General features: G+C 67.9%; 20 protein-coding genes. 14 read left to right on the forward strand and 6 right to left on the reverse strand.

Features of this window, described 5'->3' with window-relative positions; all coding sequences use genetic code 11:
* Positions 1–54: 54 nt before the first annotated feature.
* From lldP to ACX9OW_RS06820, 3 genes are all read right to left on the reverse strand, one after another.
* Positions 55–1,713, reverse strand: coding sequence for an L-lactate permease (gene lldP / locus ACX9OW_RS06810; protein WP_459062103.1), 1,659 nt, complete (start codon positions 1,711–1,713; stop codon positions 55–57).
* 215 nt (positions 1,714–1,928) lie between these two features.
* A complete protein-coding gene (locus ACX9OW_RS06815) occupies positions 1,929–2,378 on the reverse strand; it encodes an MgtC/SapB family protein (RefSeq protein ID WP_053517640.1) in 450 nt (149 codons plus the stop codon).
* A 127-nt stretch (positions 2,379–2,505) separates the two neighbouring features.
* A complete protein-coding gene (locus tag ACX9OW_RS06820) occupies positions 2,506–3,264 on the reverse strand; it encodes an SDR family NAD(P)-dependent oxidoreductase (protein ID WP_053517641.1) in 759 nt (252 codons plus the stop codon).
* A 172-nt stretch (positions 3,265–3,436) separates the two neighbouring features.
* On the opposite strand from ACX9OW_RS06820, the gene ACX9OW_RS06825 reads away from it, so the two are divergent.
* Complete coding sequence (locus ACX9OW_RS06825) at positions 3,437–4,528, forward strand: alkene reductase (protein WP_459062104.1); 1,092 nt, start codon at positions 3,437–3,439, stop codon at positions 4,526–4,528.
* Positions 4,529–4,623: 95 nt separating this feature from the next.
* Here ACX9OW_RS06825 and ACX9OW_RS06830 read toward each other — a convergent pair whose 3' ends face one another.
* Both ACX9OW_RS06830 and ACX9OW_RS06835 read right to left on the reverse strand, forming a co-directional pair.
* Complete coding sequence (locus ACX9OW_RS06830) at positions 4,624–6,534, reverse strand: CocE/NonD family hydrolase (RefSeq protein WP_065182748.1); 1,911 nt, start codon at positions 6,532–6,534, stop codon at positions 4,624–4,626.
* A 414-nt stretch (positions 6,535–6,948) separates the two neighbouring features.
* Entirely contained in the window at positions 6,949–9,744 is a 2,796-nt protein-coding gene (locus tag ACX9OW_RS06835; protein WP_111185970.1) for a beta-glucosidase family protein, read from the reverse strand.
* Positions 9,745–10,078: 334 nt separating this feature from the next.
* On the opposite strand from ACX9OW_RS06835, the gene ACX9OW_RS06840 reads away from it, so the two are divergent.
* The 5 genes from ACX9OW_RS06840 to ACX9OW_RS06860 all read left to right on the forward strand — a co-directional run bounded on the left by ACX9OW_RS06840 (position 10,079) and on the right by ACX9OW_RS06860 (position 16,462).
* Complete coding sequence (locus ACX9OW_RS06840; RefSeq protein ID WP_053517644.1) at positions 10,079–10,513, forward strand: VOC family protein; 435 nt, start codon at positions 10,079–10,081, stop codon at positions 10,511–10,513.
* 210 nt (positions 10,514–10,723) lie between these two features.
* Positions 10,724–11,338, forward strand: a complete 615-nt coding sequence (imuA, locus tag ACX9OW_RS06845; protein ID WP_053517646.1) for a translesion DNA synthesis-associated protein ImuA — start codon at positions 10,724–10,726, stop codon at positions 11,336–11,338.
* A gap of 9 nt (positions 11,339–11,347) precedes the next feature.
* Positions 11,348–12,757 (forward strand): Y-family DNA polymerase, encoded by a 1,410-nt coding sequence (locus ACX9OW_RS06850; protein ID WP_197600989.1) that lies wholly within the window; start codon positions 11,348–11,350, stop codon positions 12,755–12,757.
* 6 nt (positions 12,758–12,763) lie between these two features.
* Positions 12,764–15,874, forward strand: a complete 3,111-nt coding sequence (locus ACX9OW_RS06855) for an error-prone DNA polymerase (protein ID WP_197600990.1) — start codon at positions 12,764–12,766, stop codon at positions 15,872–15,874.
* 81 nt (positions 15,875–15,955) lie between these two features.
* A complete protein-coding gene (locus tag ACX9OW_RS06860) occupies positions 15,956–16,462 on the forward strand; it encodes a hypothetical protein (RefSeq protein WP_053517653.1) in 507 nt (168 codons plus the stop codon).
* Positions 16,463–16,476: 14 nt separating this feature from the next.
* On the opposite strand, the gene ptsJ is transcribed toward ACX9OW_RS06860, so the two are convergent.
* Complete coding sequence (gene ptsJ / locus ACX9OW_RS06865; RefSeq protein WP_445394355.1) at positions 16,477–17,760, reverse strand: MocR-like B6 salvage transcription factor PtsJ; 1,284 nt, start codon at positions 17,758–17,760, stop codon at positions 16,477–16,479.
* 76 nt (positions 17,761–17,836) lie between these two features.
* Here ptsJ and ACX9OW_RS06870 point away from each other — a divergent pair, with 76 nt between their 5' ends.
* The 8 genes from ACX9OW_RS06870 to ACX9OW_RS06905 all read left to right on the forward strand — a co-directional run bounded on the left by ACX9OW_RS06870 (position 17,837) and on the right by ACX9OW_RS06905 (position 25,125).
* Entirely contained in the window at positions 17,837–18,610 is a 774-nt protein-coding gene (locus ACX9OW_RS06870; protein ID WP_065175300.1) for a YggS family pyridoxal phosphate-dependent enzyme, read from the forward strand.
* Positions 18,607–19,308 carry a glutamine amidotransferase gene (locus ACX9OW_RS06875; protein WP_445394354.1) on the forward strand — a complete coding sequence of 234 codons (702 nt, stop codon included), beginning with the start codon at positions 18,607–18,609 and terminating at the stop codon, positions 19,306–19,308. The genes ACX9OW_RS06870 and ACX9OW_RS06875 overlap by 4 nt, the downstream gene beginning before the upstream one ends.
* The gene (locus tag ACX9OW_RS06880) at positions 19,305–19,529 is read left to right on the forward strand and encodes a hypothetical protein (protein ID WP_053517658.1); all 225 of its coding nucleotides are present in this window, start codon (positions 19,305–19,307) and stop codon (positions 19,527–19,529) included. The genes ACX9OW_RS06875 and ACX9OW_RS06880 overlap by 4 nt, the downstream gene beginning before the upstream one ends.
* Positions 19,530–19,663: 134 nt before the next feature.
* Positions 19,664–20,173, forward strand: coding sequence for a sigma-70 family RNA polymerase sigma factor (locus tag ACX9OW_RS06885; protein ID WP_180876974.1), 510 nt, complete (start codon positions 19,664–19,666; stop codon positions 20,171–20,173).
* Entirely contained in the window at positions 20,170–21,096 is a 927-nt protein-coding gene (locus tag ACX9OW_RS06890; protein ID WP_053517660.1) for a FecR family protein, read from the forward strand. Before ACX9OW_RS06885 ends, ACX9OW_RS06890 begins: the two co-directional genes overlap by 4 nt.
* 64 nt (positions 21,097–21,160) lie before the next feature.
* On the forward strand, positions 21,161–23,632 hold the full coding sequence (locus tag ACX9OW_RS06895) for a TonB-dependent receptor (RefSeq protein ID WP_445394352.1): 2,472 nt from the start codon (positions 21,161–21,163) through the stop codon (positions 23,630–23,632).
* Between the two features lie 10 nt (positions 23,633–23,642).
* Positions 23,643–24,419 carry a ChaN family lipoprotein gene (locus ACX9OW_RS06900; RefSeq protein ID WP_065182739.1) on the forward strand — a complete coding sequence of 259 codons (777 nt, stop codon included), beginning with the start codon at positions 23,643–23,645 and terminating at the stop codon, positions 24,417–24,419.
* Positions 24,412–25,125 (forward strand): energy transducer TonB family protein, encoded by a 714-nt coding sequence (locus ACX9OW_RS06905; RefSeq protein WP_459062105.1) that lies wholly within the window; start codon positions 24,412–24,414, stop codon positions 25,123–25,125. The genes ACX9OW_RS06900 and ACX9OW_RS06905 overlap by 8 nt, the downstream gene beginning before the upstream one ends.
* Positions 25,126–25,206: the final 81 nt, after the last annotated feature.

The raw sequence follows: 25,206 nt of genomic DNA on the forward strand, positions 1-25,206 counted from the left end.
AAGCGCCTGGCAGGTGCGGCCCATGCTGCGCGGATAGGTCGTCGGCTGCATGGCTCAGGGAATCATCCAGGTCAGCCAGTACGCCTGCGCGGTGGTGATCAGGCCGACCATCACGGTGAAGATCAGACTGTGCTTGACAGTGAAGCGGAACAGGTCCGATTCCTTGCCGGCCAGGCCGACCGCGGCGCAGGCGATGGCAATCGACTGCGGCGAGATCATCTTGCCGGTGACGCCGCCGGTGGTGTTGGCCGCCACCAGCAGCACCTCGGACACGCCGATCTGCTGCGCAGTGGTGGCCTGCAAGGCCGAAAACAGCGCGTTGGAGGACGTGTCCGAGCCGGTCAGGAACACGCCCAGCCAACCCAGGAACGGCGAGAAGAAGGTGAATGCCTTGCCGGTGTGGGCCAGCGCCAGCGCCAGCGTGGCCGACAGACCCGAATAGTTGGCGATGAAGGCGAAGGCCAGCACCATGCCGATCGAGTAGATCGGTGTGCGCAGCTCGCGCACGGTCTCGCCGAAGGTCTGCAGCGCCGCCTTGGCCGGCATGCGCAGGGCGATGATGGCAATCACTGCGGCGAGGATGATCGACGTGCCGGTGGCCGAGAACGCGTCGAACTTATAGACCGCCTCGTAGCTCAACGGCGCAGGCACGATCGGTGGCATCTTCTGCACCATCTGGTCCAGGCCCGGCACCGGGATCTTCAGCACCCAGCTTTCCAGCGGGCCACCCGCCGCGAACAGCGACTTGAACGGCTTGATGCTCCACAGCGTGACCATCGCGGTAAGGATCAGGAACGGCGACCAGGCCTTGGCGATCTGGCCAACGCTGTAGCGCGGCGCTTCCAGCGCCTGGGCGGCCGCCTCGGCGCTGGTTTCGGTATCGAAGCGGAAGATCCGTACCGGCTTCCAGCAGCGCAGGAACAGGGTCAGGCACACCAGCGACGCCAGCGACGCGGTGATGTCCGGCAGCTCCGGCCCGATGAAGTTGGAGGTCAGGTACTGGGCAATGGCGAACGACCCGCCGGCCACCAGCACAGCCGGCCAGGTTTCCCTGACGCCACGCCAGCCATCCATGATCGCCATGATCCAGAACAGCACGATGATGGTCAGGAACGGCAGCTGGCGACCGGCCATCTGGCCGATCTCGAAGGCCTCCAGCCCGGTGACCTGTCCCGCCACGATGATCGGAATGCCCATCGCACCGAATGCCACCGGCGCGGTATTGACGATCAGGCACAGGCCCGCTGCATACAGCGGCTTGAAGCCCAGCCCGACCAGCAGCGCTGCGGTGATCGCCACCGGCGCGCCAAACCCCGCCGCGCCTTCCAGGAAGGCACCGAAGGCGAAGCCGACCATCAGCATCTGCAGGCGCTGGTCTTCGGTCACCGACAGGATCGAAGCGCGGATGATGTCGAACTGTCCGGTCTTGACCGAGACCTTGTACAGGAACACCGCGCCGATGATGATCCAGGCGATCGGCCACAGCCCGTAGACGAAACCGAAGCCGGCCGCTCCCAACGCCTGGGTCAGCGGCATGCGGTAGAACAGCAGGGCCACGGCCAGTGCGATGGCCACGGTGATCGTGCCGGCCAGCCAGCCTTTCATGCGCAGCACGGCCAGGGCAACGAAGAAGAACGCGATCGGCAGCAACGCGATCAGGCTGGACAACCACAGGTTGCCGGCGGGGTCGTACAGGTGTTGCCAGGGCTGCATGGAGGCTCTCGACGGGGGGCGGAATGTTTCCCCACCGCATGCGATGGGACGCCGTGGTCACGATTATTGGTATTACCAATAATCAGATTCATCGGACCACTTGAAGCCGATTGAACCGCCATTTCGACGAAGAGCCTATTAGACCATAGAGTTACCGGACATATTGGTATTACCAATAAAGCGCCACATGACAGAAGCTCGAAGGTGCTGCCCCGCTAGAGCCTGTCCGCCAACCGTCGCATCACCGCCAGCACCAGCAGGCACAGCACGCTCACACCAAGGGCAATGACGTACTTGCCGATGCCCACTGCAATCCCGATGGCGGCGGCCATCACCAGCGAACTGGCCGTGGTCAGCCCGCTGACCTGGTCCTCGCGGCTGCCACGCAGGATGGTGCCTGCGGCAACGAAGCCGACGCAGGCCACCACCGCTTCGATCAGGCGCACCGGGTCGACCTGCAGCAGGTCGCGGTAGCGCTCCTGCTGGAAATGCTCGGCCACGGAATCGCCGAGGCCCACGATGAGCGCTGCGGCGCCGGCAATCATCATGTGCGTGCGCAGGCCCGCCGCATGCTTGCCCATCTCGCGCTCGATACCGAGCACGCCACCGAACAGCATCGCGGCGGCCACGCGCAGCAGGATCGATACATCCTGGTTGAGTTCCATCGACGTCTCCGGGAGTTTCCCGGAGCGTTGCGCGTCAGCCGTCGGATCGCGGTGAAGGCCGCACCACGGCCCGTTCACCCGGTAGCGCCGGGCCATGCCCGGCACCACCGTCCCTGCGGTCACCGCATCACTGCGCCAGATAACCGCCATCGATCGCGTAATAGGTGCCGGTCGCGAACGAGGCATCATCGCTGGCCAGCCAGGCCACCAGCGCCGCCACTTCCTCGGCCTTGCCCAGGCGCTTCAACGCGTGGCGGTCTTCCAGCGTGGCGCGCACCTTCGGATCCATCTTCTCCAGCAGCGGCGTGGCGATGAAGCCCGGCCCCACCGCATTGACACGGATGCCATCGGCGGCATGCTCCCACGCTGCGGTCTGCGTCAGGCCGACCACACCATGCTTGGCTGCCACGTACGCGGTCGAACCGGCATAGCCCACCTGGCCCAGGATCGAGGCCATGTTGATGATGCTCCCGCCCTTCCCGGCCGCGCGCATGGCCTGGATCTGCGCACGCTGGCACAGGAATACACTGGTCAGATTCACATCGACCACCCGCTTCCAGCCATCGACGGGATAGTCGCCGCTGCTCGCCGCCGGACCGCTGATGCCGGCGTTGTTGACCGCGACGTGCACGCCGCCCAGCTCCTTCACTGTGCGCTGCACCGCCGCCTCCACGGCAGCCTCATCCGTGACGTCCAAGGCGATGCCGATGGCGCGGCTGCCACGCCGGGCCAGCGCTTCCACGGTGGCGTCCACCGCGTCCTGCTTCAGGTCCCACACTGACACCGCAGCACCGGACGCTGCCAGCAGTTCGGCCACGGCCAGGCCGATGCCGGAAACGCCACCGGTCACGATCGCCGTCTTGCCGCCGAGCTGATAGTCGATCATCTGTGTTCTCCATCTATCGGGAATCGATGTGGACACGCGTCCACCCGCGACCCACGGTACGCCCCGCCGTGTTACGGCCGCGCCACTTCCAGGCGCTGCAACGAACCTTCCCATCGCTGCAACGCGTTCGACCGTATGCTCGACCTCACCCTCCCCTGCTCTGGAAACTCCAATGAATCCCGCTGACGCCCTGCTGTTCACGCCCACTCACCTGGGTGACATCGCTGCCGCGAACCGCATCGCCATGGCACCGCTGACGCGCAACCGCGCCCTGCCCGACCGTGTCCCTTCTCCGCTGGCGATCACCTATTACCGCCAACGTGCCAGTGCCGGCCTGATCATTGCAGAAGCCACCCAGATCAGCCCTCTGGGCCAGGGCTACCTTGATACGCCGGGCATCTACAGCGCCGAGCAGGTCGCTGCGTGGAAATCCATCACCGACGCGGTACACGCCGAAGGTGGCCGCATCGTGCTGCAGCTGTGGCATGTGGGTCGCATCTCCCACACCAGCCTGCTGCCGGAAGGCGAAGTGCCGGTGGCACCCAGCGCCCTCCGCGCCAACGGCAAGACCTTCACCGCCAATGGATTCGAGGATGTGTCCGCGCCGCGCGCATTGGCGCTGGAGGAGATCCCGCAACTGATCGAGGATTACCGCATCGCCGCGCGCAATGCCATTGCCGCAGGCTTCGATGGCGTCGAGGTACATGCAGCCAACGGCTACCTGATCGACCAGTTCCTGCGCGATGGCAGCAACCATCGGGACGATGCCTACGGTGGAAGCATCGAGAACCGTACGCGGCTGCTGTTCGAGGTGGTCAGCGCGGTCGCCGAAGCAATCGGCGCCGGCCGCACCGGCGTGCGCCTGTCACCGGTCACCCCGGTCAATGATGCCCATGACAGCAACCCGCAACCGCTGTTCAACCGTGCAGTGGAGCGCCTGGACACGATCGACGGACTGGCCTTCATCCATGTCATCGAAGGTGCAACCGGTGGCGATCGGGACAACATCCCATTCGACTACCCTGCGCTGCGCGCACGCTTCCGTGGCGCCTGGATCGCCAACAACGGATACGACGCTGAGCGTGCCGGGCAGGCCCTTGCCAGCGGCTATGCCGACATGATCGCGTTTGGTCGGCCCTTCATTGCCAACCCGGATCTGGTCGCGCGACTGCGCAGCGGTGCGCCGTTGGCCGAGCTCGACCCGGCCACGTTGTATGGCGGTGGCGAACACGGCTACATCGACTACCCGGCACTGGATGCCTGACGACGGGTGCATGCCCGGTCCACCGCGACCAGGCATGGCCCGACGTTGCCCATGGAAGGTGGCGCCGGGCCAGGCCCGGCGTTGCCCGCCCCGTTTCAGTACACCGGCAGATCGATGTAGCTGGCCTGCGCCGCGCTGTGCCAGACCCGCTGCGTGGCCTTCTGGTAGTCGCCCGGCTTGGCCAGGTAGATGTTCGGCACATAGGTCTGCGGGTTGCGGTCATACAGCGGGAACAGGCTCGACTGCACCTGCACCATGACCCGGTGCCCCTTCTGGAAGGTGTGGTTGGCGTTGGGCAGGTCGAAGCGGTAGGGCAGCACCTGGTTCGCCGCCAGCGGCTTCGGATCGCTGAAGCTTTCGCGGTAGCGGCCACGGAAGATCGCCAGTGACACCGGCAGCTCATAGCCGCCCATCTCCGGCGCCGAGGCCTCCTGGTCCGGATACACATCGATCAGCTTCACCACCCAGTCGCTGTCGGTGCCGCTGGTGGACGCCTGCAGGTGCACTACCGGCGCGCCGCCGATGCGCAGTGGCGCGGCCAGCGGTTCGGTGATGAAGGTCAGCACGTCAGGTCGGCCATCGACGAAGCGCTGATCCTTGACCAGCCAGGTCGTCCACATGTCGCGGTCACCGAAGCGCACCGGGCGCGGTACGAACGGCACCGGCTTGGCCGGGTCGGACACGTATTCCTCGAAGTCGCCCTCGCCCGCCGCCGGCGCCTGGAACGCCAGCTTGCCGCCGGCACGCAGATAAAGCGGTTTGCTGCTGGCGGCGCACCCCTGGTCGCAGCTGCGCGGCCAGCCCTTCAGGCGATCCCAGTGGTTTTCACCGGTGTTGTAGATCAGCACCGGCGGTGTGTCCGCCTTCGGCGCGCCGTCCACCAGATACTGGTCGAAGAACGGCTTGAGCACATCGCGGCGGAACTGCAGCGCGGTATCGCCGTCGAACTTCAGCGCGCCCAGTTCGCTGGCGCTGTAGTTCACCTGGCTGTGCCGCCATGGCCCCATCACCAGATAGTTGCGGTCGTTGCCGCTATCGCGCCCTTCCATCGCCTGGTAGGCGTGGTTGGCACCCCACATGTCCTCCTGGTCCCACAGGCCCTGCAACCACAGGGTCGGCACCTTCAACGGCGTCTTGGCCATCACCGCATCCAGCGCCTGGCCCTGCCAGAAGGCGTCATACGCCGGGTGCTCGACCAGCTTCTTCCACCAGGTCAGCTGGTCCACGCCGGTGAAACGGGCGTAGTCGCCAGCCGAGCCGATGCGCAGGAACGTGCTGTAGTCGTCATAGCCCAGGCTCGGCAGCGGCGTGCCCTTGCCGCGCTTCTCGGTCTGCATCGCGAAGTAGTTGAAGTTGACCTGGCGGAAGGCGCCGTAGTTGAGCCAGTCGTCGCCCATCCAGCCATCGACCATCGGGCTCTGCGGTGCCGCCACCTTCAACGCCGGATGCGGATCGGTCAACGCCATCACCACGGTGAAACCTTCATAGGACGAGCCCAGCATGCCGACCTTGCCGTTGCTCTCGGGCACGTGCTTCACCAGCCAGTCGATGGTGTCCCAGGCGTCGGTGGAGTGATCCACCTTGGTGTTGTTCAACGGCCCGCGCAGCGGCCGGGTCATCACGTAATCGCCTTCGGAGCCGTACTTGCCACGGATGTCCTGGAATACGCGGATGTAACCGCTGTCGACGAACACCTCGTCGCCCTGTGGCAGCAGGTCGCGCATGCGCGGCGAGTCACTGCGGTTGGCGCGGCCGGCAGCATCGTAGGGCGTGCGGGTCAGCAGGATCGGCGCGTTACGGGCGCCCTTGGGTACCACGATCACCGTATACAGCCTGGTGCCATCACGCATCGGCACCATCACCACGCGCTTGTCGTAGTCGCGCCCCACATCCGGGGCAACGAAAGGCTTGCCGCTGATGTCCGGGGTCATCGGCGGCGTATCGGCAGCCAGCACGCTGCTGGACAGGCAAAGGGCGATGGCTATTGCAACGGCACGCACACGCATGGACAACCCCTTCCGGCGGGAAAGTTCCAAGCCTACTCCTGCCCTGCCCTGTGAAGTGTGTTACGGCTTTGCATTCTGGGGCGGATGCGGGCAGGACTGATGGCACATGTGCCTCCGCTGCCGCTGCGCTCGCCGGGCATGGCCCGGCGCTACCGTATTCCTCGGCCCATCGCTGCGCTCGCCGGGCATGGCCCGGCGCTACCGTATTCCTCGGCCCATCGCTGCGCTCGCCGGGCATGGCCCGGTGCTACCGCATTCCTCTGCCCATCGTTGCTCCGCCGGGCATGGCCTGGCGCTACCGCTCGTGCGGGTCATGGGGTAGCGCCGGGCCATGCCCGGCGAGCGCAGCGGCAGGCCGCAAACAGACACGGCCCCTTGCGGGGCCGTGTCTGCAAGCGTGAGTACCACGCGGTGTCAGCGCAGCACCTGCTCCACCAGCTGCACGTCCGCGCTCTGCAGCGGTTCGGCGGCATTGCGCGACAGCTGCACCTGGTAGGTGCCACCTTCAATCTTCCACTGGCGGGCCTGCGCATCGTAGTGGGCCAGGGTCTTCGGCTCGGCTTCGATACGGATGCGGCGCTGCTCACCCGGCTGCAACTGCACCTTGTCGTAGCCGATCAGCCGGATCGGCGTGCTGCTGCCCGCCGGCAGCTTCAGGTACAGCTGGGCCACATCGGCACCGGCGCGCTTGCCGGTGTTGCGGATGTCCACGCTGGCGACCAGGCGCGAACCTTCCACGCTCACCTTCAGGTTGTCGTAGGCAAAGGAGGTGTAGGACAGGCCATGGCCGAAGGCGAAGGTCGGAGTCAGGCCCTTGGCGGCCATCCACTTGTAGCCGACGTTGGCGCCTTCGATATCGAAATCGAACACATCACCGAACGGTTTGGCCGGCTTGAAGCCCAGGCCATCGATATGCGGGCGCGGCAGCTGCGACTCGTCCGTCACCCAGGTCACCGGCAGGCGGCCGGACGGATTGGCCTGGCCGGTCAGCAGTGCGGCGATGCCCTCGCCACCGCGGATGCCGGGATACCAGGCCTGCAGCATCGCCGGCACCTGCGCCAGCCACGGCGTGCGCACCGGGCCGTTGGTTTCCAGCACCAGCACGGTCTTCGGGTTGGCCTTGGCCACCGCCGAAATCAGCGCATCCTGATTGTCCGGCAGCTGCATGTCCGGCAGATCCACCGATTCGGCGGCCCACTGCGTGGCGAACACGATGGCGACATCCGCCTGTGCGGCGGCCTTGGCTGCAGCCGCGGCATTGTTGCCGTCCACATACGCGATGGTGGCGTCCGGGCGCGCTGCACGCAGCGCCTCCAGCGGCGAGGACGGATGGAACATCACCGGGCCCGGCCAGGTGGTCGGCATCACGCCCGGCACCGCGTTGGTGCCCTTGGCGGTCACGCCCACCATCGACGAACCGCCACCACCGATCACGCCCTTGTCGGCATGGCCGCCGATGATGACGATGCGCTTCACGCTGTCGGCCAGCGGCAACAGGTTGCCTTCATTGCGCAGCAGCACGCTGCCCTCTTCCACCGTGCGCTGTGCCACGGCAAAACCGGCCTCGGCATCAACCTTCTGGTGCTGCGGCGGGTTGTCGAAGTTGCCGTGCAGGAACATCGTGCGCAGGATGCGCGCCACCATGTCGTTCAGGCGCGCCTGCGGCACCACGCCGCCGTGCACGGCCAGGCGCAGCGGCTCGTCGAAGAACACCGCCGCGTCGAACACTTCACCGGCCGACTGCTGGTCCAGGCCGGCCAGCGCCGCCTTTGAGCCACTGTGCACGCCACCCCAGTCGGACATCACAAAACCAGGGAACTTCCATTCCTGCTTCAGCACCTGGTTCATCAGGTAGCCGTTCTCGCAGCCGTAGGTGCCGTTGATCTTGTTGTACGAGCACATCGCCACGCCCGGGCGGCCGGTCTCCAGCGCGATCTCGAAGGCCAGCAGGTCGGACTCGTGCATGGCCTGTTCGCCGATGCGTACGTCATGGAAGTTGCGGCGGGTCTCCATGTCGTTCAGCGCGAAGTGCTTCATCGAGGAGATCACGTGCTGGCTCTGCACGCCCTGGATCAACGCGCCAACCATCGAGCCTGCCAGCAGCGGATCTTCGCCGGCGTACTCGAAGTTGCGGCCGTTGCGCGGATCGCGCTGCAGGTTGACGCTGCCGGAAAGCAGGATGTTGAAACGCTGCTGCCAAGCCTCGCGGCCCATCGTCGCGCCGCCTGCGAAAGCCACTTCGCGGTTCCAGCTCGATGCGGTGGACGGGCCGGAGGGCATGGCGGTGGCGAAGTCGCCGGGCCGGATGCCGCCGGGGTTGGTCACACCGACGCCGGCGTCGGCCGACTGCTGCGAGGGAATGCCCAGGCGCGGCACGCCCGGCACGAAACCGGCCGAACCGACCGCGCCGTCCGGCAGCGGGCCGCCGTCCTTGCCCAGCCCGAAGTAGCTGTGCAGCATCTGGAATTTCTCATCCTCGGTCATCGCCTTCAGCAGCAGCGCAGCGCGGGCGTCGGCGTTGAGGGTGGTGTCCATCCACGGCGCATCGCCCCCCTTGTCGGCGGCATAGGCCAGGGTCAGCAGGGTCGCGCGCAGGGCGCTGCCCTCAACCTTGAACGGCGCACTGCTGGCGGCCTGGAAGCCATCGCTGAAGTAGCTGGCATCGGCTTCCGGGGCCACCCGCGCCGGATCGAAACCGGCAGCCTTGGCGGAATCGCCAGCAACAGCGCCGAGCAGCACCGCCGGCGCACCCAGCCGCGAACGCGACACCAGGGCCGGCAACTGCAGGGCACCCGCGCCGGCATCGGTGTAGACCGCAACGGTGTGGCGACCGTCATCCAGGCGCAGGTAGTTCAGCCCCGGCTGGTCCGGGCCGGATTCCGCCGCGATCGGCAACCGGGTCAGCACGGCCTGACCGCGCTGGGTCCGGCCATCGTCCTTCCCGGCGGCGATGAAGCGGTATTCGTAGCCCAGGCCATCAGCCAGCAGCTGCAGCGGATCGACCTGGTCGATGCTGCGCTGCACCTGCCGCACACTCACGGCATCCACCTGCAGGGATCCAAGCTGGGTGGCCAGGGCCGGCATCGCTTCGGCCGGCGGCGCCTGCTCCAGGGTCAACACGGTGAACGCGGCGGGATCGGCCCACGCCGGCGCGATGACGGCGGCGGACACGGCGAGGGACAGGGCAAGCGGCTTTGTAAACGTTTTCATCGACGGGCGTAATTCCGTTGCCAAGGCAATCGGTCCAGGGAAAATGCCGCCGAAGGGTGCAGCGTTCATGCCGTACAGGCGTTGCCGGGCAACACCTCAGGCCGGAGGGCGGACCGGTCTGCGCGCGGGACCCTCCTCCCGGCGTGACAACCTGCCTGCCTGGGCCACGCACGTGGCCCAACCTGTGAAGATTGTGCGAGGGCGTTCATGCCTGTCAACAGGACCTAAGGCACAGGCCAGCCCCTGCACGCCGGTTATCAGTCCATCACCGGCGGTCATCAGTGGGGTGCGCGGCGCTGCCGATAATGGAAGCCCCTGGCCACGGATCACGCCCATGAACGTACATCGCGACTTCGACCATCTCTGGCGCGACCGCTGTGACACCTCCAGCCAACGCAGCCCGCGCGTGCTGATCCGCGTATTCGTCGCTCCCGGCGAACTGGAGCGCAGTGTGGCGTTCTACGAGCAGCTGCAGGGTGTGGTCGCCGATGCCGGGTTTCCGTTTCCCGATGCAGGACTGCGCCTGGCCATGGTCGGTGCCTTCCTGCTGATCGAAGGCAGCGAGACCGCACTGGCACCCTTCACCTCGACCACGGGCACCCTGCTGGTCGACGATGTCCGGCCCTATCACGACAAACTGATCGCTGCCGGGGCCGAGATCATCTTCCCGCTGCAGATCGTCCCGACCGGTGCGGCGTTCAATGCGGTACATCCCGATGGCACCGTGGTCGAGTACGTGCACCACCGCCCGGATCCGCAGGGGCGGTGAGTGCGGGGCACGTTGATCGATGAACCGCGCCCGCTCTTCAGCAACCTGAAACGCGGCTCCCGAATTCATTAGTAATTCTACTCACGAGGCGAGTAGCATGTCCGGTCTCAGCCCTTGATACCGGCCTGTCGATACTCGCTCCATGCCAGCCGTTTCCGACAACTATTGTCGCTCTCAGCCAGCCCCCACGCGTTTCCGGACGGTGGGCTGATGGGTGCGGTCATTGCCCTCGACCGTCTCCTGGACGGTCGCCAGCTATGGCGCGGTCCGGCGCGGCACGGCCCGGCCAGCGACCATCTGGCCAGTGGCCACCCCGCCCTGGATGCACGCCTGCCCGGGGGGGGATGGCCGGCCAGCGGGCTGTGCGAGGTGCTGCAGGGCGCGCCGGGTGTAGGCGAACTGGCGCTGGTCTGGCCGGCATTGGCAAAGCTGAGCCGCCGCGAGCGGCCGATCGTGCTGGTCGCGCCGCCTTACCGGCCGCATGCGCCGGCCTGGGCCGCGGCCGGGCTGGATCTGGCGCAGCTGCAGATCATCCAGGCCGGGCCAAAGCAGGCGCTGTGGGCCACCGAACAATGCCTGCGCTCGGCGGCCTGCGCGGCAGTGCTGTGCTGGCCACAGCAGGCCGACGACCGCGCCCTGCGCCGCCTGCAGGTAGCCGCCGACAGTGGCCAGTGCCTGGGCTTCGTGTTCCGCGAGGCGCGTGCGGCCCGCAACCCGTCCCCGGCCAGCCTGCGCCTGCAGCTCGACCACGGCCAGGTCCGGGTCCTGAAGTGCCGTGGCGGATTGCCGCCGGCACAGCCGCTGCCACTGGCCATCGCCCACTGAGGCGGCCGCATGGACTGGGCCTGCCTGTTGTTGCCGCAGTTGGCGCTGGATTGCGTGCTGCGCCTGCAAGCGGATCCGCAGCGGCCACTGGTGCTGCTGCAGGGGCCGGCGCAGCGTCGCGTGCTGCGCGCCGTCAGCCCTGCTGCGCGTGCAGCCGGCCTGCGTCCGGGCATGCTGTTGTCGGCCGCACAGGTACTGGTGCAGGACCTGCAGCTGCATGACTACGATCCGGCCACCGAGCTGCACACCCGCCAGTTGCTGGCCAGCTGGCTGTACGGCTTCAGTTCGCAGGTCAGCCTCGACTTTCCCCATGCCCTGGTCCTGGAGATCGGTGCCAGCCGTGCCCTGTTCGGCGATTGGCTGGCGATCGAACGGCGCCTGCGTGATGGCCTGCATGAACTTGGATTCCGTCACCGCCTGGTCGCGGCGCCCAATCCCCATGCCGCACGGGTGCTGGCCAACGTGCATGATGGCCTCGGTATCGATGCAGGACAGTTGCCAGCCCTGTTGGCGCAGCTGCCCTTGCCGCGCAGCGGATTGCCGGCCGATGCGGTGACCGTGCTTGGCCGCTCCGGGCTGCGTACGCTGGGGGCAGTGTTCGACCTGCCGCGCGAAAGCCTGGCGCGCCGCTTCGCGCCGGACGTGCTGCAGCAGCTGGACGCGCTGCGTGGCCTGCCCACCGCACCCCTGCGCTACTACCAGCCACCAGACCGTTTCGACGCACGCATCGAATTCGAGTACGAGATCGAATCCAGCCAGGCCCTGCTGTTTCCGCTGCGACGCCTGCTGCTGGATCTGGCGGCCTTCCTGTGCTCGCGCGATGGCGGCGTGCAGCGTTTCGACCTGCATTTCGAACACGACCTGCTGCCTGCCAGCGTGCTGACCATCGGCCTGCTCGCACCCGAGCGCGATGCCGCGCTGCTGTTCGAGATCGCCCGTAACCGCATGGAGGCTTTCCCGCTGCCGGCGGGCAGCCGGGCCCTGCGCCTGCAGGCCGAACAGCTGCCGCCCTTCGTGCCCGCCGCACGCGATCTGTTCGACACCCGCCCGGCACAGGCGATGCCGTGGACCCAGCTGCGCGAGCGCCTGCGTGCACGGCTCGGCGATGACGCCGTGCAGCCCCTTGCCGTGCAGGCCGACCATCGCCCCGAACGCGCCAGTGGCACCCAGGCACCCGCCAGGCCACCGGCGTACTGGCCGCTGCGCCCCGGCTGGTTGCTGGACACACCACAGGTGCTGCGTGACCCGCGGCTGCGCGTCGTCACCGGGCCGGAGCGGATCGAATCAGGCTGGTGGGACCAGGCCGATGCGCGCCGCGACTACTATGTGGTGGAAACCGCACACGGCCAGCGCGGCTGGGCCTTCCGTGAGCGCAATGATCCACATGCACCGTGGATGCTGCACGGCTGGTTCGGCTGAACCACCATGCACGATGAGCTGCCCGGCTATGCCGAACTGCACTGCCTGTCGGCCTTCAGCTTCCAGCGCGGTGCCTCCACCGCCGAGGAACTGTTCGCACGTGCCCGCGGCCAGGGCTACCGCGCGCTGGCGATCACTGACGAGTGTTCGCTGGCTGGCATCGTGCGCGCCTGGCAGGCAGCGAAGACACAGGGCGTGGCGCTCATCGTCGGTGCCGAGTTCCAGGTCGAAGAGGGACCGAAGCTGGTGCTGCTGTGCACCGACCAGGCTGCCTACGCCGGGTTGTGCCAGTTGATCACCACCTGCCGGCGGCGGGCCGGCAAGGGCGAGTACCGCTGCCTGCGCGATGACCTGTCCGGCCTGCCCGACGGCCTGTTGTGCCTGTGGCTGGACCGGCAGCCCGCCGCCACCGATCTGCCACTGCTGCGCGCAGCCTTCAAGGACCGCCTGTGGCTGGCGGTGGAACTGCACCATGAGCACGACGACGCGCGCCGCCTGCAGCAGCTGCAGGCGTTCGGCGAACGCCACGGCCTGCCGCTGGTCGCCAGCGGCGATGTGCACATGCATGTGCGCCGCCGCCGCGCGCTGCAGGACACGCTGACCGCGATCCGTCACCGCTGCAGCGTGGCCGAAGCCGGCTGGCGCCTGTTCCCCAATGGCGAACGCCATCTGCGCCCGCGCACCGCGCTGGCCCGGTTGTATCCCCCTGCACTGCTGGCCGAGACCGTGCGCATCGCCGAGCGCTGCCACTTCACCCTGGACCAGTTGAAGTACACCTACCCGCGTGAACTGGTGCCGGAAGGTCATGACCCGGACAGCTGGTTGCGCGAGCTGGTGGAAGAAAAGATTCCCTGGCGCTGGCCGGAGGGCATCCAGGAACCACAGCGCAGGCAGATCGAGCATGAGCTGGCATTGATCAGGGAGAAGAACTATGCCTCCTACTTCCTCACCGTGCACGACATCGTGCGCTTCGCCCGCAGCCAGGACATCCTCTGCCAGGGCCGCGGCTCGGCCGCCAATTCAACGGTGTGCTTCGTACTGGGCGTGACCGAGATCGACCCCGCGCGCAGCAATCTGCTGTTCGAGCGCTTCATCTCCGCCGAGCGGAATGAACCACCGGATATCGATATCGATTTCGAGCATGAACGGCGCGAGGAAGTCCTGCAGTACGTGTTCAAGCGCTATGGCCGCGAACGCGCCGCGTTGACGGCGGTGGCGATCAGCTATCGCGGCCGCAGTGCGATCCGTGATGTCGCCCGCGCGCTGGGACTGCCGATGGACCAGGTCAATGAACTGGGCGCGGCGATGGACCATTGGGGTGGCAACATTCCGCTACCGGAAACCCTGCGCGAGCGCGGCTTCGACCCGGAGACGCCGCTGATGCGGCGACTGCTGTCATTGACCGCCGAGCTGATCGACTTCCCGCGCCACCTGTCGCAGCATCCGGGCGGTTTCGTGATTTCCGAACACCCGCTGTCGACCCTGGTGCCGGTGGAGAACGCAGCGATGGCCGACCGCACCGTCATCCAGTGGGACAAGGACGATCTGGATGCCACCGGCCTGATGAAGGTCGACTGCCTGGCGCTGGGCATGCTCACCGCCATCCGCAAATGCCTGGCAATGCTGAAGCAGCATGGCCTGCACGAAGGACGCATGGATGCGATCCCGCCCAAGGATGCGAAGACCTTCGACATGATCTGCGCCGCCGACACCATCGGCGTGTTCCAGATCGAATCGCGCGCGCAGATGGCGATGCTGCCGCGCATGCAGCCGCGCACGTTCTATGACCTGGTGATCGAAGTCGCGATCGTGCGGCCCGGTCCGATCCAGGGCGACATGGTGCATCCCTATCTGGAGCGGCGGCGGATCCTGCGCGAGCACGGCCCTGATGCACTGAACGATCCACACAATCCGCTCTACCCACCGCGGCTGGAACGCGTGTTCGCACGTACGCTGGGCGTGCCATTGTTCCAGGAACAGGTGATGCAGCTGGCGGTGGATGCGGCCGGTTATACCCCGGGCGAGGCCGATGCCCTGCGCCGTTCGATGGCGGCCTGGAAGCGCCGCGGCGGGCTGGAGCCGCATCGCGAGAAGCTGTTGGCCGGCATGCTGGAGAACGGCTTCAGTCGCGAATACGGCGAGCACCTGTTCGAGCAGATCAAGGGCTTCGGCGATTACGGCTTCCCGGAAAGCCACGCCGCCAGCTTCGCCCTGCTGACCTATAACAGCTGCTGGCTGAAGTGCCATCATCCGGCCGCGTTCACCGCCAGCCTGATCAACAGCCAGCCACTGGGGTTCTACAGCCCCGACCAGCTGCTGCAGGATGCGCGCCGGCACGGCATCATCGTGCTGCCGGTGGACGTGCGCCACAGCGACTGGGACTGCACGCTGGATTTCAGCAGGGGTCCCGCGGCGATCCGGCTGGGCCTGCGCCTGGTCGATGGCTGCAACGAACAGGTGGCACAGGCCATCATGCGCGAACGCGCGCGACGGCCATTCGACGATGTCGGCGATCTGTGCCAGCGCACCGTCCTGGACCGGCGCCATCAGGGCCTGCTGGCCGATGCCGGCGCGCTGCGCGGCCTCAGCGGGCATCGTCATCGTGCGCGCTGGGATGTCTCCGGCGTGGAAAACCGCCTGCCGCTGTTCGATCAGGCCCGCACCACCGCTGAAGCACGCGTGCCATTGCCGTTGCCCAGTGCGTGGGAAGACATGCAGGCCGACTACCGCAGCATCGGCACTACCCTGGGTCGCCATCCCATGTCATTCCTGCGCACGCAGCTGCGCAGCCGCGGCTGCCTCGACGCCGCACAACTGGCCGGCCACGGCCATGGCCGCCGCGTACGCATCGCCGGGCTGGTACGCATGCGCCAGCGTCCCCAGACCGCCAGCGGCGTCACCTTCCTTACCCTGGAAGATGAAACCGGCATGGTCAATGCCGTGGTCTGGCGGCACCTGGCCGACCGGCAGCACCGTGTACTGGTCGATACCCAGCTGATGCAGATCGACGGCCGACTGGAGCGTGTCGATGGCGTGCAGCATGTGATCGTGCAACGCATGCACTGCCTGGATGAACTGCTGCAGGGCCTGCGCAGCCGAAGCCGCGACTTCCACTGAGGACACACCGCGTCACACAGCGAACTGGTCATGAGCGGCCCGCTTCCGTTATCGTCGGCACATCCAAGGAAGGACGATCCGATGCCCCGTGCACTCACGCTGACCACGCTGCTGGTCTCCACCCTCGCCCTGCTCGTTTCCGGCTGGACTGCCTGGAGCCTGCATCGCAGCCAATCGCCGCAGCGGGTGATCGAAGCCCGGGGCCTGGTCATCCACGATGGCGCCGGTCAGGCGCGGGTGATCCTGGGCGCCCCGGTGCCCGACCCGCGCAGTCGCGGCCAGGTGCAGGGAACACGTGCCAGCGCCCTGTCCGGCCTGGTTCTGCTGGGTCCGGACGGCTCCGAACGCGGCGGCTACGGCACGACCGACCACGGTGGCGAAGCCCTGCTGACGCTTGACGATGCAGCCGGCACCACCGAAGTGTTCAAGGTGGTCGCCAACCCCGACCGCGGCGCCAGCCTGATGGTCAAACACCAGAACAACACCGGCGCGATGCTCACCTCCTGGCAGGGCAAGCCGGAGTTGATGTTCGTGGATGACAGCGGGCAGTCCTACTACGTGCGCCCCGGCGTCAGTGCCGCGCCCTGAAGGACGCGGGTTCATCATCCCAGCACGGCCGCCAGGTCATCGGCCAGCTGTCGCTGCTGCGGTGTTCCCAGCGCCGCACAGGTGATGCGCAGGCCATGGCCGGGGGCGGAAACTGCGAACACTTCGCCTGCACGCACATGCCAGCCGCGGGCGGCCAGCGCCAGTACCTGCGGGCGGCTGTCATCCGGCAGCGGCAACCACAGGTTCAACCCCTCCATCGGCACGGCCTGCTGCACGCCCCGCGCCTGCAGCAGCATCTGCAGCGACTGCAACCGCTGCTGGTAACGCACGCCGGCCGAAGCGATCTTCGCCCGCTGCGGGGCTGATTCCAGCACCGAGACCGCCGCGTCCTGCAGCAGGTGGCTGACCCAGCCGGTTCCCGCTGCCAGCCGCAGGCGCAGCCGTACTGCGGTTTCCTCATCGCAGGCCAGCCACGCCAGGCGCAGATCCGGGCCCAACGGCTTGGACAGCGAGCGCAGCAGTGCCCAGCGCCGGCCATCGACGGGCAGCACCGAGTGGTAGGCCTGCTGCGAGAGCAACGCGTAGTGATCGTCGATCAGCACCGCCACCTGCGGGTAGCCGGCCAGCAGCTGGCGCAGTGCCCGCGCCCGCTTCGCATCCAGGCTGGCGCCGGTAGGATTGTGTGCGCGCGGCGTCAGCAGTACCGCGCGTGCGCCAGCCTCCAGCGCCCGCCGCAGCGACGCCACCTGCATCCCATGCGTGTCCACCGCCACGGGCAGCGGCGTGTGGCCAGCGGCATTGAGCACGTTGAGGCTGCCAAGGAAGCAGGGATCCTCCACGGCAATGCGGTCGCCGGGCAGCAGCCAGGCGGCCAGCAGGCGTTCGATGCCATCGACCGCACCGTGGCTCAGCTCCAGGGCGTAGCCCTGCGGACAATCGGCATCCAGCGACGCACGTGCCAACCGCTGCAGGCGCGGGTCGACCGTACCCACGCCATACAGCCGAGGTGGCGCCGGTGCCAGGCGCAGGCTCGGCAACAGCCGTGGGTCCGGATTGCCACCTGCCAGATCGTGCAGCGCCAGCCCCGGCGGACTGCCTTCGCGCGCGACGGGGGCCGGCACGCCACGCACCGTGGTACCGCGCCGCCCCCCCGTACTGGCCAGGCCCGCCGCGTCCAGCCGCTTGTACGCGGCCGCCACCGTGTTGCGGTTGACGCCCAGCCGCTCGGCCAGTTCGCGTACCGGCGGCAGCACGCTGCCCGCGGTCAGCCGCCCGTCGCCGATGCCCTCGCGGATGCTGTCGAAGATCGATTCGGCACTGTGCCCGGTGATTTTCATTTTGTCCTATGCCAAAATAAATCTTGTCCTGTGCCAGTGTATCCCACCCTGGCCACCCTGCATTGGAGGTGCACGCATGCCCCTTGCCGCCGCCGACTGGCCTGTCGCCCAGTCCGTTGAACAGATCGCCCGCAACCTGCTCACGGTGCGCCAGCGCATCGCGCGGGCCTGTGCCCGCGCGGGCCGCGACCCGCAGAGCGTGCGCCTGCTGCCGGTCAGCAAGACCGTGGATGAGGCGCGCATCCGCATGGCCGTGGCTGCCGGCTGCCATGAGCTGGGTGAGAACAAGGTGCAGGAGGCACAGCGCAAGGCCGAGTCGATGGCCGACCTTGGCGTGCACTGGTCGGTGATCGGCCACCTGCAGACCAACAAGGCCCGCCATGTGGCGCGCTTCGCCAGTGAATTCCAGGCGCTGGACAGCCTGCGCGTGGCCGAAGCGCTGCAGCAGCGCCTGCTGCTGGAGGACCGCACTCTGGACGTGTTCGTGCAGGTCAACACTTCCGCCGAACCCAGCAAGTACGGCCTGGAGCCAGGCGCCGTCGACGCTTTCGTGCAGCAGCTGCCCATGTTCGACCGCCTGCGCGTACGCGGATTGATGACCCTGGCCATCTTCACTCCGGAGGTGGAACGCGTACGCGCCTGCTTCGTCCGCCTGCGCACGCTGCGCGACCAGCTGCAGCGCAGCGCGCCGACCGGCATCGACCTGTCGCAGCTGTCGATGGGCATGTCCGGCGACTTCGAGGTCGCCATCGAGGAGGGCGCCACCGTGGTCCGCGTCGGCCAGGCCATCTTCGGAGCACGCGCGACACCGGACAGCGCCTACTGGCCCACCCGTGGAGGGGCCGCATGAAGCACGCGGTCGTCCTGCAACACGTCGCCTTCGAAGACCTCGGCACGCTGCAGCCGCTGCTGTTGGCCCGGGGCTGGCAGCTGCACGTGCTGCAGGCCGGCATCGATGCGCTTGACGCGGCCGAAGCGGCTGATCTGCTGGTCGTACTGGGAGGCCCGGTCAGCGTCAACGATGGCCTGCTCTACCCTTTCCTGGCTGACAGCATCGCGCTGCTGCAACGGCGCCTGCACCTGCAGCGGCCGACCCTCGGCATCTGCCTGGGTGCGCAGCTGATGGCACGTGCGCTGGGGGCGGAGGTGGCGCCCAGCGGAGGCAAGGAAATCGGATTCGCGCCACTGCTGCTGACCGACGAGGGCCAGCGTTCTCCCCTGCTGGCATTGCAGGGCATTCCTGTGCTGCATTGGCATGGCGAAGCCTTCGAACTCCCGGACGGTGCGCACCGTCTTGCCAGCACACCCGCCTGCCGCCACCAGGCCTTTTCCATCGGGAAGCATGCACTGGCCCTGCAGTGCCACCCGGAACTGGACGCGCGGCAGTTCGAACGCTGGTTGATCGGCCACGCGCTCGAGCTGGCCCAGGCGGGCATCGACCCGAACGATCTTCGCGCGCAGGCACGCCGCTATGGCGCCCCGCTGGCCGCAGCCGCGACTGCGATGTTCAACCACTGGCTGCAGGAACTACCGGAGAACGCACGATGAACTACCGCCTGCTGGTCCACCGTCACGGCGCCTACTGGGGTCATTTCGACTGCCAAGGGGCCGATGCGCTGCAACGCCTGGAGACCATCGCCGCGCACCTGCCCAACGCAGCGGGATTCCAGCTGCAACGCCAGAAGGGCATTGGCGAAGAACGCATCCTGTCCAGCAATGCCGAAGGCCTGCGCGTGCTCGCTGCACAGATCCAGTACCGCGACCTCTGACGCAGAGCGCGCTGCCGGCCCGCTCGCCTTCGATGCGCCGGCACCATGGATGCAAATGATTCTCTTTTACTGTAAGGTGCAGGCGCTGCCCTTGCCGCCGCGGGCTGTTCCCTTTCCCAGTTGTAGCCCGCCCCGTGTCCACGCCTGTCGAACCGACGGATGTCGCGCATCTGTGCGCCGCCCATTACCGGCCGCTGCACGCCCACGTCCGCCGCAAACTCCCGCAACGCAGCGATGCCGATGACGTCGTCCAGGAGACCTGGCTGCGTGTCGTCAAGGTCGCCGCCAGTGGCCTGCTCAGCAATGGCCGCGCCTACCTGTACCGCGTCGCCCACAACCTGATCGCCGACCATTACCGGCAACGCCAGCGCCGCCGGGAAGAGCCGCTGGACGAAGCATCTCTGACCACCCTCGCCGATCCGGCGCCCCTGCCGGAACAACGCCTGCTCGATCTCGAACAACTGCGTCACCTGGACGCGATCATCGCCGCCCTGCCGCCGCGCTCGCGGCAGGTGTTCCTGCTGGCCCGGGTGGAACAGATGGCCTTGGCCGAAATCGGTCGCCAGCTCGGCATCAGCCGGCAGACCGTGCATGGACACCTGCTGCGCGCGCTGGTCGCGCTGCAACAGGTGCCCGGCCCATGAGCCAGGACACGATCGCACGCGAAGCCGCACGCTGGTGGCTCGACGGCCATGACGGTACGCGCGACGAGCGCGCGTTCGCCCACTGGTATCAGGCAGACCCGCGCCATGCAGCACAGTACCTGCACCTGCAGCAGCTGTGGCAGGCCGGTGCCGGCCTGCCCAGCCTGCAACGCCAGCAGCAGCGTCACCGCCGGCGCGCCCTGCGCGAGGCGGGCATCGGCGCCCTGCTGCTGTGCGTGCTGGGCCTGTCGCTCCGCCAGGACGCACCGCCGCCAGAACTGGTGCTGCGCACCACCGTCGGCGAGATCCGCGAGACACCCTTGCAGGACGGTTCGCGCGTCGTGCTGTCTCCGGGCAGCGAGGTGCGCGTCCGCATCGACGGGCAGCGCCGGCAGTTGCAGCTCAAGAAGGGACAGGCCTGGTTCCAGGTTGCCGCCGATGCCGACCGGCCGTTCCAGGTGCGCACGCCGCATGGCAGGGTCACCGCGCTGGGCACCGCATTCGATGTCGCCGTGCAGAACGGCAGCAGCGTGGTGACCGTCACCGAACACCAGGTGCGGGTGGACAGCGGCAGCGGCAGCGGAGAGGCAAGCCAGGGCGAACAACTGCGCTTCGATGGCCAGACACCCGGCACCCCGTCGGCCGCACCGGCAGGCGTGCTCGCCTGGCGCGAGCGGCGCCTGCACTGGGTATCGGCGCCATTGGAGGATGTCGCCCGGGGGCTGGACCGCTGGGACGGTGGGCACACCTGGATCATGGGCGCGCGCCTGCGCCAGCAGCGGGTCACCGTGCTGGGCAATGCCACCGGCGCCACCGGCACCCGCGACCAGCTCGCCCGGCAACTGCAGGTCCGCGTGCTGCGCATCGGTCCCGGACTGCAGCTGTGGCTGTCATCAACGCACGGCACCGGCCATGCACCCTGACATCGTCCCTGCCCGTGCGTCTTCCCAGGCTGACGACGCTCTGCGTCACTCCCTGGAGACCTCGATGCTGTCCCACCGCCCCCTTGTCCTGGCCTTGTCGCTGGCCTGCGCCAGCCCGGTTCCATTCCTGTCCGGCCATGCCCAGGCACAGACCGCAACCCGCCACTACGACCTGCCTGCACAGCCGCTGGCCGGCGCACTGGATGCCTATAGCCGGCTCACCGGCATCGATCTGGTGATCGGTGGCGCGCTGCCCCAGCGCCAGATGGCGCCCGCGCTGCGCGGCAACTTCGACGACAGGCAGGCGCTGTCACAATTGTTGGTCGGCACCGGCCTGCGGCCCCGCTTCATCGATGCAAGGCGTGCCACCCTCGAGCCGGCGCCTGCCGAGTCCAGCGATGGCAGCCGCCGCACCGGTCCGTTGCGCGTGCAGGGCACTCCTGCGCAGGGCCATGCGCCCGGCACCGGCGCCAGCCAGTACGTCCCCGCCACCCGCGATGGCTTCGCGCCAGCCGTTGGCAGCGAACGCGTGGCGATGGCCGAACGCCAGGAGGGCAACAGCCTGCTGCGCTCGATGCCCGGCACGCACAGCTTCCACTCGCGCAGCCAGCCCGGCCTCCAGGTCAACATCCGTGGCATGACCGGCGCCGGCCGCGTCAACACGATGATCGACGGTGTCACCCAGACCTTCCGCAACAACGCCGGGCACGGCTCCGGCGGCCCGTTCGCCTATGTCGATCCATTCCTGCTGGCCGGGGTGGATGTGCAGCGCGGTGCCGTCGCTGGCGGCGATGGCGCTGGCACCCTGGCCGGTACCGCCAACTTCCGCACGCTGGATATCGATGACCTGCTGGGTGAGAGCCGCGACTGGGGCCTGCGCGCCGGCTACCGGCACGGCGACAACGGCTATGGCACTGGCCGCACCTTCGCCGGCGCCTGGCGCCACAGCGAGGAAGGCGGTGACCGCCAGTTCGGCCTGCTTGCGGCGGCCAGCAGCAGCCGCAGCAGCGAGTACGCGACCGCCAACGGGCAGAAGAACAGCGCCGACCCGGGCAGCCAGCACCCCAGAAGCTGGCTGCTCAAGGCCCGCCTGCAACCCAGTGAGCTGCACCGGCTGGACCTGAGCCACATGCGCTACGAGAACGACTTCTATCACAACTACCCGTGGCAGATTTCGGCACGCAACCAGCGCGCCAGCTATCACTACACGCCCTACACGCCCTGGATCGATCTGCGCGCCAGCTTCGCCGCCAACAAGACGCGGCTGTTCTATCCGCCGGTGGAAGTGTCCAGCTACATCGGCCGGCGTACCCACAGCAGCCTGAGCAGCTGGAACATCGACAACACCAGCCACTTCGAGATCGGCTCGTTGCAGGCACGCTGGAACACAGGCCTCAAGCACCAGTCGGACATTTTCGTTGCTGATACGCCCACCCTGCGCGGCGCCAACCCGCAGGGGCGCAGCCAGCTGGACAGCGTGTTCAGTACGCTCGAACTGCAGTACGGCATCTACGCACTGACCACCGGGCTGCGCCAGGATCGCTACGGCATCCGCGGGCACATCGCGGCCTGTTCGGATGTGCCGGGCCAGTGCACCCGGATCAACGGCGGGGGCATCGACATCCGCCGCCGCCAACATGCATTCAGTCCCAGCCTCTCGGTTTCGTTGCAGGCAACCGACTGGCTGCAGCTGTACGCCGAGGCCTCGCGGACGTCGCGGCCGCCACGCGTGCAGGAGATGTTCTTCGAGAAGATTCCGCTGGAAGGCATGAGCGATGCCGATGGCGTAGGCGCCAATCCATTCCTGCGTCGCGAACGCTCGCGCAACCTGCAGTTCGGCGCCAATCTCAGCACCGACTCGCTGCTGCGCGACGGCGACCTGGCCCAGTTGCGGGTAACCCGCTTCGACAACCGCATTCGCGACTACATCAAGCCGCAGTACCTGCTGATCGTGCATCCACCGGAAATCGAGCCCGTCGTGGTACCGATCGACAGCGACCCGCAGCTTTCGGCCTGGACCGATGCGCTGGATGTGGACGACTTCAGCGTCACCACCCGCTGGATGAACGACCCGGGCGTGGTGCGCATGCGTGGCATCGAGCTGGAGGCCCACTACGCCAGCGAGCACTATCACGCGACGCTGAGCTGGACACGATCACACACCAGCGCGCCCACCATCGAGTTCGTCAACCTGGAAGACATCACCGCGCTTCCCGACCGCTACTGGACGCTGGACGTCGGCGGTCGCTGGTGGCAGCAGCGCGTGCAGGCCGGCGTGCGCGCCGAATACTCCGGCCCCACTGAGGAAGGCTACGACTTCTTCCAGACCCGCAAGACCCGCGGCACGGGTGTGCTGCTGGACTTCTACGCCAGCTTCAAGCCACAGGCCAGCACCACCGTATGGCTGAACATCGAAAACCTGCAGAACAAAGCCTATGACAACAATGCCTCGATCGACAGCATCTTCAGCCCGATCCTGGACCGCGGCAACGGCCGCGGCCGCACCGTCTCGATGGGCGTCAACGTGGCGTTCTAGCCGACGCTGGTTGCCGCTGTGCCTGCTTGCCGTGCTGGCGACCGGGCAGGCCCAGTCGATGCCCGGCACGGTGATCGACCTGGCCAGCGGCCGGCCGTTGCAGGAAGCGGCGTTCGTGCAGCGCGTCGCCGCCGCCCGGCACCTGCTGCTGGGGGAACGCCATGACGTCGCCGCCGACCATGCCGCCGAACGCTGGCTGTTGCAGGCCCTGCACCAGCAGCGACCACAGGGTGCGCTGGTCCTGGAGATGATCGGCAGTGAACGCCAGCCCCGCCTGCAGCGCGTGCAGCGCTGGCTGGACAAGGGCAACCGTGCCGACGGGCAACACCTGCAGGAACTGCTGGGCTGGGACCCCCGTTGGCCGTGGTCGGCCTATGGCGGACTGGTGCAGGATGCCGCCGCTGCAGGCATCGCCCTGCACGGTGGCAACCTCTCGCGTGCGGAGGTCGACGCGCTGCTCGCTTCGTCGGCACCGGCGCGCTTCCCGGTGCCTGGCGCACGCCACCGCCTGTCGAACGTAGTGCTGGCCCAGCACGCCGACGCCGCACCGCTGCTGGAAGGCATGCTGGCCGTTCAGCAGGCCCGCGATTCGCGTATGGCGCAGGTACTGGCGGCCGCACAGACACCCGCGCTGCTCGTTGCCGGCCGCTGGCATGTGCTGCGCGGCACCGGCGTACCGGGCTATCTGCCCGCATCCGCGCCTGCGCTGGTGGTCGCTCTGGCATCGGCGGAAGAAGCCATCGACGCCAGCGACGCCGACCTGCTGTGGGTGATCGCAGATGAGTGAACGCAGGCAACACTGGCAGGCAATGGCGATCACCGTCGGGATCCACCTGCTGCCGCTGCTGCTGCTCGTGCACTGGGTGGCAGCCCCGCCTACGCTGCCGCCGCCAGAGCAGGATGTGCGCATCAGCCTGCGCCTGCTTGCGCCGGCTGCACCGCCACAGCCTGTGGAGGAACGCCAGGCCGAACAGCCCAGCCAGGCGCAACAGGCGCGCGCCGCGCAGCCACGGAAATCGCCGCCGCCACCCGCGCCGACCCACGCGCGTGAAGGCGAACTGGCCGCCAGCGAGATCGCCGGCGCCGGCCGGCAACCCACGCAGGTCGCCCCACCTGCGGCCGCGGCCGATGCCCGTCCCGCACCGGCATCGATCTCGGCCGCGCCGCCTGCTCCGGACGCCCCACCCGCGGACGTCCAGGCCGGCGCTGCCAGCGACCAGTGGGAAGCGCGGCTGATGGCACGACTGGAGCGATACCGCTACTACCCCTCCAGCGCTAGATCGCGGCGCCAGCAGGGCACCAGCTGGGTCCGCGCCAGCATCGACCGCGACGGACGCCTTCTGGCGCTGCGCCTGGAGCAGTCCAGCGGCCAGTCCCTGCTCGATGACGCGGCGCTGCAGACCTTCCGCCGCGCACAGCCGCTGCCACGCATTCCCGACGAAATGAAGGCGCCGCAGGAACTGGTGGTACCCGTGGAGTACTACCTGCGCTAGACGGTCCGCGCCTCCGCTTCGATCTCGGCCAACCACTGCCAGATGCGGCAACCGGATCAACGCGACGGTGCACCGGGCCCC

The sequence above is a fragment of the Stenotrophomonas genospecies 5 genome (assembly GCF_054473825.1).